The organism is Reichenbachiella sp. (assembly GCF_033344935.1).
GTDB lineage: Bacteria > Bacteroidota > Bacteroidia > Cytophagales > Cyclobacteriaceae > Reichenbachiella.
The window spans coordinates 4,388,270-4,400,951 of record NZ_JAWPMM010000001.1 but is presented as its reverse complement, the minus strand read 5'-3'; the positions used below and the strand labels follow the sequence as shown (position 1 = coordinate 4,400,951).

Sequence of the window (12,682 nt, the reverse complement as noted above, 5' to 3'; positions counted from 1 at the left end):
TGTCAGGAGACTTTTTGTGTTTTTTACCTATCCACCAAATTGATTATGGGATTATTCAATATTTTTTCCAAAGAAAAGAAAGAGACGCTAGACAAGGGTCTTGAGAAATCGAAAGAGAATTTCTTTTCGAAATTGGGTAAAGCTGTCGCAGGAAAATCAACTGTTGACGATGAGCTACTTGATGAATTGGAAGAGGTGTTGATCACTTCTGATGTGGGCGTAGATACCACGGTCAGAATCATCGAAAGGATAGAAGAGCGTGTCGCTAAAGACAAATACCTCAACACTGCAGAGCTTAATGTGATCCTTCGAGAAGAAATTGCAGGATTGCTAGAAGAAAACAATTCTGGAGATCAAGCTGATTTCGACTTGCCTGAAGATAAAAAGCCCTATGTACTCATGGTGGTTGGTGTGAATGGTGTTGGGAAAACGACAACCATTGGTAAGCTCGCGTCTCAATTCCAAAGAAGAGGAAAGTCCGTTGTCCTAGGAGCCGCTGATACTTTCCGTGCAGCCGCCGTAGATCAATTGAAACTTTGGGGCGAAAGAGTAAATGTGCCTGTGATTGCTCACGGAATGAATACTGACCCCTCGGCTGTCGCTTACGATGCCGTGAAACATGCGGTAGAACAGAAAGCAGACATCGTGATTATCGATACGGCTGGAAGACTTCATACCAAAGTGAATTTGATGAACGAGCTTTCAAAGATCAAGCGAGTGATTCAGAAGTTTGTAGATGATGCACCGCACGAGATCATGCTGGTGTTAGACGGCAGTACTGGTCAAAATGCATTCATTCAGGCACAAGAGTTTACAAAAGCCACTGATGTTACTTCATTAGCTATTACCAAATTGGATGGTACAGCCAAAGGCGGTGTGGTGATTGGTATTTCTGATCAATTCAAAATTCCTGTAAAGTACATTGGAGTAGGCGAAGGCATCGAAGATCTGCAAGTATTCAACAAGCACGAGTTTGTTGATTCCTTTTTCAATTAATCCCTTCTTTTCGACTCTGTTTTACATACTTTCCAATTATTCATTGGAATTGTATAATCCGTGCAATTTATCTGACATAGGCTGATTATATTGGGTATCCACAAGCTCAATAAATATGTCCAAAGAAGTAATTCCACTTATTGCAGATGATCCATGGTTGGCTCCTTATCAAGATGATATTGCACAGCGCATGTCGTATTTCGAACAGCGCTTGAATGATATCAAATCTATATCTGGTTCATTATCCAATTTTGCAGAAGGGCATCATTACTTTGGATTCAACTACGATAAAAAGGCAAAAGGCTGGTGGTATAGAGAATGGGCACCCGCGGCAGATAGTCTTTGTTTAATTGGAGAATTCAACAATTGGCATGCAGAGCACCATCCCATGACACAGGACGAAAATGGTGTATGGGGTGTATTCATTGCAGATGAAAGCGAGTTTCCACTCAAGGCACCTTCTCAGGTAAAGGTAAAAGTGCAAAATGGATTGGCTGATCGGGATCGATTACCTGCCTATATCCAGTCGGCTATACAAGATCCGAAATCCTATGATTTTAGCGGAGAAGTGATTGCGCCTTCAAAGTACAAATGGAAGGATGCAAAATTCAAGCTAGAAGTAAAAAATCCAATCATCTACGAATGCCACGTAGGCATGGCACAAGAGAAAGAGGGAGTAGGCACATTTCGTGAATTTGCCGATTCCATATTGCCTAGAGTGGCCAAACAAGGCTACAACTGCATTCAGGTGATGGCGATCCAAGAGCATCCGTACTATGGATCTTTTGGTTATCACGTATCCAATTTTTATGCGCCATCTTCCAGATTTGGAACGCCGGATGATTTGAGATACCTAGTAGATCAAGCGCATCAAATGGGCATTGCGGTGATTATGGATGCGGTCTATTCTCATGCAGTAAAAAATATCGCCGAAGGGCTCAATGACTTCGATGGGTCGGACAATCAATATTTCCACAAAGGGGGTCGTGGCTATCATACGGGTTGGGATTCAAAACTATTTGACTACGGTCGGACAGAAGTGCTTCAGTTTTTGTTGTCCAATATTCGCTATTGGATGGAGGAGTTTCATATGGATGGTTTTCGCTTCGATGGGGTCACTTCTATGTTATACCATCATCATGGGGAAGGTGTCGCCTTCGATCATTATGACAAGTATTTCAAAGAAGGGGTCGATTGGGATGCGATATGCTTTTTGCAGTTGGCCAATGAATTGATTCATGAAATTAAGCCAAATGCGATTTCAATAGCCGAAGATATGAGTGGCATGCCGGGTATGTGCAGGCCGGTGTCGGATGGGGGGCTTGGTTTTGATTATCGATTGGGTATGGGCTTGCCAGATTATTGGATCAAGTTGCTTAAGCATTCGGCTGACGAGAATTGGAGTATGAATGAGCTGTGGAATGTGATGGCGAATCGCCGGTATAAAGAGAAAACCATCGCTTATGCAGAATCCCATGATCAAGCGCTAGTGGGGGATAAGTCACTGGCTTTTTGGCTCATGGATAAAGAAATGTATTGGCACATGACCAAGGATGATAAGGATTTGGTCGTAGAACGAGGCATTGCACTACACAAAATGATTCGACTGATCACAGCCAGTCTGGGGGGTGAAGGATATTTGAATTTTATAGGTAATGAATTTGGTCATCCTGAGTGGGTGGATTTTCCAAGAGAAGGAAATGACTGGAGTTATAAATATGCTCGTAGGCAGTGGTCTCTGGTTGATAATACTGATTTGAAATATGAGTGGCTTAATGATTTTGATCGAGCCATGTTAGAACTGCTGGCTGCTAATAATATCCTGTCAGCCCAATCAGCCAATCAGCTCAATATGGATGAGGAGAATAAAGTGATGATCTATGAAAGAAATCACCTGATTTTTGTATTCAACTTTCACCCCGACCGATCTATTGCCGATTACAAATTTCATGTGCCAGAAAAGGGAGAGTATAAAGTGATCTTGAGTAGCGATGACCTTGTTTTTGGAGGGCATGATCGAATAGATACTTCTGTTAGTTATCCTTCGACTACTTATGAACATGGCGATCAGCTTTCGGTCTACACGCCTAGCCGAACGGCTATGGTTTTGAAGAAGCTTTAGAGTTTTAAATGTAGGTCGCTCAGCATGTTAATGAGCGATTGGTACACGTCGTAGCTACTGCTGGTTTCGTTTTGGTCCAGGTCTGGATTGAGACTTTTGAGCACGCCAAAGGAGCCCAGTCTCGACCATTTCTTTTGTAGATCCTCAGATTTTTTGGCCAATGAGGTTTCCAGCCCATAGAGCTGCTTGAGCAAACTTTCTTGCAGTGGATAGCTTTTCAATTGCTCCAAATCAATGTCTCCGTAGGCCGAACCGATCGGTTGGCGGATATTGTAAGTGTCGGAAGGTGCGGCTTTCAGCTGATCAGAGATGGAAACAATCTCAGCTTTGGCTTTTGTTTTTCTAACCAGCTCTTTCCATCCTCCAAAATCTTCCAATTGTTGACTAGTTAGTTGCATGAAGTTATGGATTACTTCATGGTCATGAAACAAGGTATGGCCGTTGTCCTGATTGGTCAACATCAATTTGAAAGCTTCATTGGTTCTTGAAGAAAATATTCTTTGATGCTTTTTATCTCCCAAATACCAGTCAATCGCTCCTGTAAAAGTGGATTGGTAATCCGATTCAGCTAACAGCTCCGTCAGGTCATTGAAATAGATGTTGGTAGTATTTAAAAAAGTTTTGGGCTTTTTACCAAAATGTTTTTTGATCAATTGCTGATGCCAATCAATTTCTTTTTGGAAATGAGTTTTCGAGAATAAGCTCACCAGCGAATGATGATAGGTGCCTCCGAGTATTTCTATATGACTCGCGGCTTTGATTGCTTTTATGATGGTAGGATCACAAGAGGCCAGCTGCTCCAAACACGGCCCTGAGAAATAGACGGATACGGGGAGTTTGCCATCTGTTATTTCTTTGAGCTGTCTATCCATGCCAGACTTGTATTCGGTCAAAAACAAGTCGGATTCATTCGGAGGGAAATACGATTTACCGGAATTGACATCAAAAAATGAAAATTCAGACAAAGGGCATTCCCAATCGAATATTAATGTAAGTGATAGTGATTTACTCATAGTACAGCATCTACCACCGAAAGTACTTCAGTCGCAGACTTCTCCCAACTCAATTTTTTAATTTCTTTCTTATTGCTCTTCACTTGTGCTTTGCATTTGCTATCGTCTTCCAAAAGTGCAATGATCTGATCTACGAAATCATCCGTTGCGGTAGGGCTCGCTTGGCACGCATCTGGCAACAATTCTGCAGCGCCGCATCTATCCGAAAGCACCAAAGGAATACCCGCTTCTGCCGCTTCGAGTGCAGTCAGCCCAAAAGGCTCAGAGAACGAAGGCATACAATAGACATCGGCAATCGCGTAGAGCTTCATTAGTTCTTCAGTTTCTAAATAACCGGTGATATGGAATCTTCCAGCTATCGCACTTCCTGCACCGGCTTCGATCAATTTCTTATACAACTCACCTTCGCCTGATATAACAAATCTGGTGTTTGGGTTTTGTTCAAATACTTTTTCTGCAATTTCGAGAAATTGCATCGGGCCTTTTTGACCTGACAATCGACCTACGAACAAAACAATCTTTTCACTAAATGGGCTCTTAGCTTTTATAGGTGCAGTAGCTGTATGTCCATGGTATATCACATGGATTTTCTCTGCTGATATTCCGTATTCTTCAACCATTACTCTTTTCGAATACTCGCTCACTGCAATGACCGCTTCTGCTGCTTGCATGGCCTTTTGTTCTAGTTCGAAAATCCAGGATTTCGTCTGTCCAAAATTTCTATCAAAATCCAAAGAATGGACATGAACGATTAGTTTTTTACCAAATCGCTCTTTGAGATCCAGCGCTGCTTTGAAAGTAATCCAATCGTGAGCATAGAGTGCATCATAGTCGACCTTTTCACCTTCCAAAATCAGTTCGTCTGAAAAAGTAGTCAGCTGCTTGTACAGCTTCTGACTTTCCACTTTTTCCAAGGTATGTGACTGCGTCACCTCATGATAGTCATAAGCTGAAAGCTGTGCTTCGATGCTCACTGTAGCCAATTCCTGCAAGACACTCAAATCTGAAAATTCAACTGTTTCTTGCTTAGCTTTGGGTTTTCCCAGTTGGTCGAACTGTTTGGGTTCGATGATTTTTAAACTAGTCTTTTTAGATAGTTCATTAGCCAACTTTTCGGTGGCGACTCCTAAGCCACTCGTTTGACGACCTGGTGCCCCAGGTCCAAGCATTAAGATTTTTACGCTCATAGTTCAGGTGTTTGATATAGGAATTAAGTGGGCTGTTTGTTGTCTATGTTTTAATTACTACTTGTTTAAAATCTTTATTTACTAAAAGAACTGAAATGCTTCCTTCAAACTTTACTTGGGCAGTCAGGTCTTCATTGTCTACTACTATTTGTGCTGGGATTTGTTGCAGTCCATGTAGCTTTATTTCATAGGTCTGGTAGGCCGATTCAAATTCGCCTTCTGATTCTTGAGTAATCACCCAATTAAATCCGTCTATTGACGAAGTCAAATGTTTTTTGACATATCCATCAGATGATAAATAATCGTATCCGTCTCCGCTATCTTCGTATAGGGTAGACGAGGTGTCAGCAGACGGTTTGTAACATTCCAGTGTTAAAGCATCAAACTCAAACTCATCCACATACTGCATTTTGGGTTGCTTTGGAATGATAGCCCCTTGGCGTACGAAGATTGGAATTTGATCCAAAGGCGTATCCACCTTTATTTCTAATCCACCATCTATCAATTGATCTGTCCAGTAGTTGTACCATTGACCCGAAGTCAGGTACATTTTACGACTGGATTTATCTGGTTCAGAAACAGGGCAAATCATTAAGTGATCCCCTAAGAAAAATTCTTCTTCTCTGTAGAAAGTCTCTGGATCGATATGTCCTTCCAAATGTAGTGAGCGAATCATAGGCACTCCCGTTTCACTGTGATGTTGAAACACAGAATAAATGTAAGGCATCAATTCGTAGCGCATTTCTATAAAGCGACGAACAATGTCTACATACTTTTGATCAAATTTCCATGGTTCCTTATCTCCATGGTCACCAGAAGAGTGTGTTCTGAAAAATGGATGGAAAACAGCCATTTGAATCCAACGTGTGTAAAGTTCACCATCTGGCGATCCTATGAAACCACCGACGTCTGATCCTGCAAATGAGATCCCTGAAGCAGCCAATCGCTGGCATTGAATGTTGGCAATTTTCAAATGTTCCCACGAAGCCATGTTGTCTCCAGTCCAGACCGAAGCATGTTTCTGAATGCCGGCGTAAGCTGATCTCGAGATAGTAAAAGGCCGTTTGTTTTGTATGAATTGCTTTTGGCCTGCCCAAGTGGACTGAGCCATCAACGAGCCATATACATTGTGTCCTTTTCTGTGACTGCCTGGATGTCCGTCGAAATCATGGCGAACGTCATTAGGGAAAGTGCCGTCTTCGAAAGTGGCCGGTTCGTTCATGTCATTCCACACACCATCCACACCATCTTCGACCAGTCCATCGAAGAGTGTAGCCCACCATTCACGCGTTTTTTTCTGAGTAAAATCTGGGAAATGACACAGCCCAGGCCATACACTGGCTTTGAGCAAATCGCCGTCCATTCTTTTGCAGAAATGATCGCCTGCTATTCCTTCCTGATAGACGCTATAGTTTTTGTCTACTTTAATTCCGGGATCAATAATCACCACGGTTTTAAACCCTTGCGCTTTGAGGTCACTGATCATTTGTTTCGGGTTAGGAAATTTTTTATCGTCCCAGGTAAAGCATCTGAATCCATCCATATAGTCGATATCCAGGTGAATCACATCGCAAGGAATCTCTCGGCTTCTAAATTCGTCACCTAGTTTTCTTACTACTGATTCTGGATAGTAGCTCCACTTACTTTGGTGATAGCCTAATGCCCATTTGGGTGGCAATTGAGGCTTACCTGTCAGTTTTGCGTACTTGCTTACTACATCTATCAACTTTGGTCCGTGGATGTAGTAGTAGCGCATTTCACCGCCTTGCGACCAATAGCTACAAACCGTTTTCCTTTCTTTTCCAAAATCAAAGAAACTTCTGAACGTATTGTCCATGAAGATGCCATAGCCGACTTGACTATGTTGTCCCATATAGAATGGAATGTTTTTATAGACTGGGTCAGACTCATTGCCATAACCATAGGAGTCCGTACCCCATAGTTCTCTTTTGGTTCCGATAAGATTGAGGTGGCCTGTTTTGTCACCTAAGCCGTAAAACTTCTCATCCTTATGTAGCACTCTGGTGCAAATACTGATATTGCCTCCATAGTGTTTGTGATCCTGCCAGTGGAAACCTTTTTCATCTTCCAGGACGGCCGTACCATCTAATGTCAAAATTTTGGTTTGCAAAGAGGTTTTACTGATGAAGCATTTGAGTACATCCGTTTTAATTACAAACGCAGCTTTTTGATCTTCAAACTTGTAGTTGGTTTGCTCAGGGCTAAACGATGGGTCGATAGCATACGAAAAGTCATCATCGAAATAACCGTCTATGCCATGTCTGAACTTCAGGATATCCGATGCAATGATTCGAATCTCTAGAGAAGCCAATTCTCCATGAAATACGAATGCGTCTCCTTGCTTTTCCCAAGACACTAAAGCTCCAGAGAAAAATTCTTCTGCATTCTTGTCCTGAAATTTTTCTATATAATTTCCAGAGAAGTCAGCGACTTCATCTTTTTTATTTTCTTCTGTAAGATTTTCCATTTCTTATTTTATCATGGAGAAATTTAAACTATTTTGAATGCTATTAGTTGCTTCTGAAATGAAGATTATTTTTCAAGTCATTCTTTCTTCATTTCGATCAAAATAATTGCTTGCAAAAATAAACATGATTAACAATAAAAGGCTCTTTTTGCAAACTGCTTTTTAACAGATTGTATTATTTGTTATTTTTGCTTCAATGAAATTGCAATTTTATTGGATAAATCATAATTCTACTTCTGTTTGGAAGGTGTTTAATTATATAATACTTGTACTATGGCTTCAAAAGCAAAAACTGTGACTCGAAAAAACACAACATTAGTTGAAGTTGCTTGGGAAGTGTGTAATCAAGTAGGAGGCATTTATACGGTGATTCGCTCCAAAGTACCTACCATGGTTAAAGCTTGGGGTGATAATTATGTTTTGTTGGGACCAAAGGTTCATGCCAACGTAAATGCAGATTTCGAACCTGACAATTCTCTAGATACACCAGCGTCTAAAATTGTCCGTGAGCTTAATGACATGGGCTGGGATGTGCAAATTGGATCGTGGTTGGTTTCGGGTAGACCAACCACTGTACTATTCAACCCTCAGAGTGTGATGTCACAGCTTGGAGATATCAAATACTACTACTGGCAAAACCATCATATATCCTTCAATCAGCACGATCCATTGATGGATGAAGTGCTGGCATTTGGATTTATGGTCAAAGAATTTTTGTCCAGATATGCTCGGGTGTGTTTGGATGCAGATCAGGATTTGTTGGCTCACTTTCATGAGTGGATGGCTGGCACAGCGATTCCGGATTTGAGAAAAGAACAAATACCTATTCAAACGGTTTTCACCACGCATGCGACATTACTGGGGCGATATTTAGCTATGAATGATCCATTTTTCTACGATCATTTGCCTTTCTTGGATTGGGCTGCTGAAGCGAAAAAATTTAATGTGGAGCCGACAGTACAGCTTGAGCGTGCCTGTGCGCATGGCGCCAATGTCTTTACGACAGTAAGTGAAGTCACAGCTAAGGAATGTATTCATCTTTTGGGTAGAAATCCTGATCGAATATTGCCGAATGGCTTAAACATCGATCGGTTTTCCGTATTGCACGAAGTGCAGAATTTACATCATACCTACAAAAAACAGATTGAGCATTTTGTGATGGGACACTTTTTTCAGTCCTATACTTTTGATCTGAACAATACGCTTTACTTTTTTACTTCCGGGCGGTTTGAATACAAAAACAAGGGGTATGATCTGACGCTGGAAGCTTTGGCCAGATTGAACCACTACATGAAAGAAAAGAAAATTGACAAAACCGTTGTCATGTTCTTTGTTACCAAGCAACCTTATACCAGCATCAATCAAGATGTATTGACTTCCCGAGCCATCATGGAAGAGATCGATCACAATTGCGATGCGATCATGGAGCAGCTCAAGGAGCGATTGTTTGAAGCGGCAGCTACCAATTCTGATCATCGTTTGCCCGCACTAAATGATTTAGTAGATGACTACTGGAAGTTGAGATATCGTAGAACCATCCAATCCTGGAAATCCGATCGCTTGCCTAGTGTGGTCACGCACAATTTAGTGAATGATGGCGAAGATCCAGTGCTCAATTTTTTACGAGGAGCCAATTTGCTCAATCACAAAGACGATAAAGTAAAAGTGGTTTACCATCCTGATTTCATTGCTGCCACAAACCCCCTATTCGGAATGGAATATGGTCAGTTTGTGAGAGGATGTCATATGGGTATATTCCCAAGCTATTATGAGCCGTGGGGCTATACTCCGGTAGAATGTTTGGCTCGTGGAGTTTCGGCTGTCACTTCTGATCTGTCCGGCTTTGGAAACTATGTAAAGAAAATCAAAAAAGGCAATGAGGCTCATGGTATGTATTTGATCGAAAGAGAAGATCAGGATTTTCACTCTGCAGCAGATCAATTGGCCAACAAAATGTTGCAATTCGTGAATACGAATAGGAAATTTAGGATTCAAAGTAGAAATAAGGCAGAGGATTTGTCAGAGGAGTTTGATTGGAAAAACCTCATTAAACACTATGATCGTGCTTATGACATGGCCTTAGATAATTATCCAACCAAGTAAATTTAAAATTCAAATAACAAGAAATGTTTTCATCAGACCAAGAAGGCTACATTATTTCACGCGGTAGCGATATCAGCGTAATAAAAAATCAAATTGAGGATTTTAAATCTGGATTTCCTTTTTTGAATCTAGATAGACCAGCCACTATTGGCGATGGTATTATCAAATTAACACCTCAGCAAATTAATGATTTTGTGAGTCAATACGAATCTCAGGCTAAAGGTCTAAGCTTGTTGAAATTTGTGCCTGCTTCAGGAGCAGCCACCAGGATGTTCAAAGAGCTTTTTGAATTTGTGTCGGGAGGTGAATTGAATGCAGGAACTCAAAAATTCATAGATGGAATCAAAGATTTTGCCTTTTTCAATGAGCTTTCTGAAAGCCTCCAAAAACAAGGCAATGACATAGAAAGCTTATTGAAAGCTAAAGATTACAAAACCATAGTGAATGCCTTGTTAGAAGATAATGGACTGGGCTATGGAAGTTTACCCAAAGGGCTTTTGTCCTTTCATTTGGAGGATGGTCAATCAAAAACACCTATAGAAGAGCATTTGATAGAAGGAGCGAAATACGCTTCTCAAGACGGTCTTGTATGCTTGCATTTTACCGTATCACCAGAACATCAGCAAAAATTTGAGTCCAAGCTGAATGAAGTGACAGCAAAATATGAAAGTGCCCTGGGAGTTAAATATGAAGTTTCCTTCTCACAACAGAAAAAATCGACGGATACCATTGCAGTAGATTTGTCGAATGAGCCATTTCTAGATAATGGACAACTGCTATTTAGACCTGCCGGGCACGGTGCCTTATTGGAGAACTTAAATGATCTAGATGCTGATGTCATTTTCGTGAAGAATATTGATAATGTGGTACCTGATCATTTAAAGGCCGATACGATCACTTACAAAAAGGCGTTGGCCAGTTTGTTACTGTCTTTTCAAAAAGATTCTTTTAATTGGCAAAACAGAATGGCAAAAGGTGAAGACTGTCTTTCCGAAGCAGTTGACAAACTCAAGACTCAGTATGGCATGGATTTGAATTTCAAAGATTCAGACGAATTGGCAAAATATCTAAACAGACCAGTTCGTGTTTGTGGCATGGTGGAAAATACAGGCGAACCGGGTGGTGGACCTTTCTGGGTTAAAGGAACGGAAGGAACTTCTCTTCAGATTGCCGAGACTGCCCAGATAGATATGTCAGATTCAACGCAAGCCGATATTTTGAAAAAGTCATCGCACTTTAATCCAGTAGATTTAGTCTGTGGTGTGAAAAGCTGTAATGGGGAAAAATTTGATTTACTTAAGTATAGAGATGATAAGACTGGTTTTATAACCGAAAAGTCTAAAAATGGAAAAGACCTCAAAGCCATGGAGCTGCCGGGTCTTTGGAATGGTGCTATGGCAGATTGGATTACACTGTTTGTAGAAGTGCCTATTTCCACTTTTAATCCGGTGAAAACCGTGAATGACCTGCTAAAACCTACCCACCAGTAGGACTTAACAATTTTTAACAGCAACATCTGGTTGATATCCGTTTTGGGTTTTAAAACTTACCCAAAGTGGATTAGTTTTGTTCGGTTAGTAAAGAATAACTTTTGAATATGGAAGCAACTGCAAACGTAGACAGTAAAAAGGCTCATCAGGAAAAAATCAACCAGATTTACACTGAAGTAAATAAAGTAGTAGTCGGTCAGAAATACATGATCAACCGGTTGATGGTTGGTTTGTTTACACAGGGACACATTCTTTTGGAAGGGGTGCCTGGTTTGGCGAAAACTTTGACTGTTAACACCTTGGCCAATGTGCTCCATTTGGACTTCAAAAGAATTCAGTTTACCCCTGATTTGCTACCAGCGGATTTGCTGGGAACCATGATTTATAATCAGAAGGCATCGAATTTTGAAGTAAAAAAAGGACCCATATTCGCTAATTTGATTTTGGCAGATGAGGTCAACAGATCTCCTGCTAAAGTGCAATCTGCACTCCTTGAATCCATGCAAGAGAAGCAAGTAACGATAGGAGAGACTACATATGAGTTGGATCGACCGTTCTTGGTACTAGCTACTCAAAACCCCGTTGATCAAGAAGGTACTTACCCACTGCCAGAAGCGCAAGTGGATAGGTTCATGATGAAAGTACATGTTGGTTATCCTTCCAAAGATGAAGAATTAGAAATTATGCGAAGAATGTCTAACATGACATTTGATAGCAAGGTGGATACTATTCTGACCAAGGATGATATTTTTGCCATTCGAAATGAGATCAACAGTGTGAATCTTTCAGAATCACTAGAGAGATACATTATTGAGCTGATCTTTGCCACCAGAGACCCTGAGTCATTTGGAATGAAAGACGAGGCACATTACATACAGTTTGGCGCTTCACCAAGAGCTTCAATCAATTTGAATTTGGCTGCTAAAGCAATTGCTTTTCTAGAGGGTCGAGACTTTGTTTTGCCTGAAGACATCAAAGAAGTGGCACCAGATGTACTTAATCATAGAATTATCCTCAACTACGAGGCGGAAGCAGATGGAATAACTACGCACGACATTATCAATACCATATTGAACAAAGTCAATATCAATATGGTTAAATAAGAAAATACTAATATCACTTTAAAAAGGGCAGTTTCAGCGATGGAACTGCCCTTTTGTTTTATGTACTTCACATTCTCTTAACATTGATAAAATAGTAATAACACATTACTTAGTTCTTTTAACAGAAAGGTAACCACTACTTCCACACCTGATAATATCACTTGTACAGTTTTGCAGTAC

General features: G+C 40.8%; 8 protein-coding genes. 5 read left to right on the top strand and 3 right to left on the bottom strand.

Features of this window, described 5'->3' with window-relative positions; translation table 11 throughout:
• Window positions 1–45 precede the first annotated feature (45 nt).
• Complete coding sequence (gene ftsY, locus R8N23_RS18835) at window positions 46–996, top strand: signal recognition particle-docking protein FtsY (RefSeq protein WP_318173157.1); 951 nt, start codon at window positions 46–48, stop codon at window positions 994–996.
• A 115-nt stretch (window positions 997–1,111) separates the two neighbouring features.
• Window positions 1,112–3,118: an alpha amylase C-terminal domain-containing protein gene (locus R8N23_RS18830; RefSeq protein WP_318173156.1), complete on the top strand. Its 2,007-nt coding sequence runs from the start codon at window positions 1,112–1,114 to the stop codon at window positions 3,116–3,118.
• Here the strand turns inward: R8N23_RS18830 and R8N23_RS18825 are convergent.
• From R8N23_RS18825 to R8N23_RS18815, 3 genes are read right to left on the bottom strand one after another with little or no spacing between them, the layout of a single operon-like run.
• Window positions 3,115–4,131 (bottom strand): polysaccharide deacetylase family protein, encoded by a 1,017-nt coding sequence (locus R8N23_RS18825; protein ID WP_318173155.1) that lies wholly within the window; start codon window positions 4,129–4,131, stop codon window positions 3,115–3,117. The two genes, R8N23_RS18830 and R8N23_RS18825, sit on opposite strands and share 4 nt — an antisense overlap.
• A complete protein-coding gene (locus tag R8N23_RS18820) occupies window positions 4,128–5,318 on the bottom strand; it encodes a glycosyltransferase family 4 protein (protein ID WP_318173154.1) in 1,191 nt (396 codons plus the stop codon). Before R8N23_RS18820 ends, R8N23_RS18825 begins: the two co-directional genes overlap by 4 nt.
• A gap of 43 nt (window positions 5,319–5,361) precedes the next feature.
• A complete protein-coding gene (locus tag R8N23_RS18815) occupies window positions 5,362–7,806 on the bottom strand; it encodes a glycoside hydrolase family 31 protein (RefSeq protein WP_318173153.1) in 2,445 nt (814 codons plus the stop codon).
• A 273-nt stretch (window positions 7,807–8,079) separates the two neighbouring features.
• On the opposite strand from R8N23_RS18815, the gene R8N23_RS18810 reads away from it, so the two are divergent.
• The 3 genes from R8N23_RS18810 to R8N23_RS18800 all read left to right on the top strand — a co-directional run bounded on the left by R8N23_RS18810 (window position 8,080) and on the right by R8N23_RS18800 (window position 12,502).
• Window positions 8,080–9,909 carry a glycogen/starch synthase gene (locus R8N23_RS18810; RefSeq protein WP_318173152.1) on the top strand — a complete coding sequence of 610 codons (1,830 nt, stop codon included), beginning with the start codon at window positions 8,080–8,082 and terminating at the stop codon, window positions 9,907–9,909.
• Between the two features lie 23 nt (window positions 9,910–9,932).
• Window positions 9,933–11,399, top strand: coding sequence for a DUF4301 family protein (locus R8N23_RS18805; RefSeq protein ID WP_318173151.1), 1,467 nt, complete (start codon window positions 9,933–9,935; stop codon window positions 11,397–11,399).
• Window positions 11,400–11,506: 107 nt separating this feature from the next.
• Window positions 11,507–12,502, top strand: coding sequence for a MoxR family ATPase (locus R8N23_RS18800; RefSeq protein ID WP_318173150.1), 996 nt, complete (start codon window positions 11,507–11,509; stop codon window positions 12,500–12,502).
• Window positions 12,503–12,682 lie beyond the last annotated feature (180 nt).

What these genes read in the sequence shown, in the direction of transcription:
- R8N23_RS18825 (WP_318173155.1), bottom strand. Translation starts at nt 4,131, where the DNA reads ATGAGTAAATCACTATCACTTACATTAATATTCGATTGGGAATGCCCT.
- R8N23_RS18815 (WP_318173153.1), bottom strand. Translation starts at nt 7,806, where the DNA reads ATGGAAAATCTTACAGAAGAAAATAAAAAAGATGAAGTCGCTGACTTC.
- R8N23_RS18800 (WP_318173150.1), top strand. Translation starts at nt 11,507, where the DNA reads ATGGAAGCAACTGCAAACGTAGACAGTAAAAAGGCTCATCAGGAAAAA.
- R8N23_RS18805 (WP_318173151.1), top strand. Translation starts at nt 9,933, where the DNA reads ATGTTTTCATCAGACCAAGAAGGCTACATTATTTCACGCGGTAGCGAT.
- ftsY (WP_318173157.1), top strand. Translation starts at nt 46, where the DNA reads ATGGGATTATTCAATATTTTTTCCAAAGAAAAGAAAGAGACGCTAGAC.
- R8N23_RS18830 (WP_318173156.1), top strand. Translation starts at nt 1,112, where the DNA reads ATGTCCAAAGAAGTAATTCCACTTATTGCAGATGATCCATGGTTGGCT.
- R8N23_RS18820 (WP_318173154.1), bottom strand. Translation starts at nt 5,318, where the DNA reads ATGAGCGTAAAAATCTTAATGCTTGGACCTGGGGCACCAGGTCGTCAA.
- R8N23_RS18810 (WP_318173152.1), top strand. Translation starts at nt 8,080, where the DNA reads ATGGCTTCAAAAGCAAAAACTGTGACTCGAAAAAACACAACATTAGTT.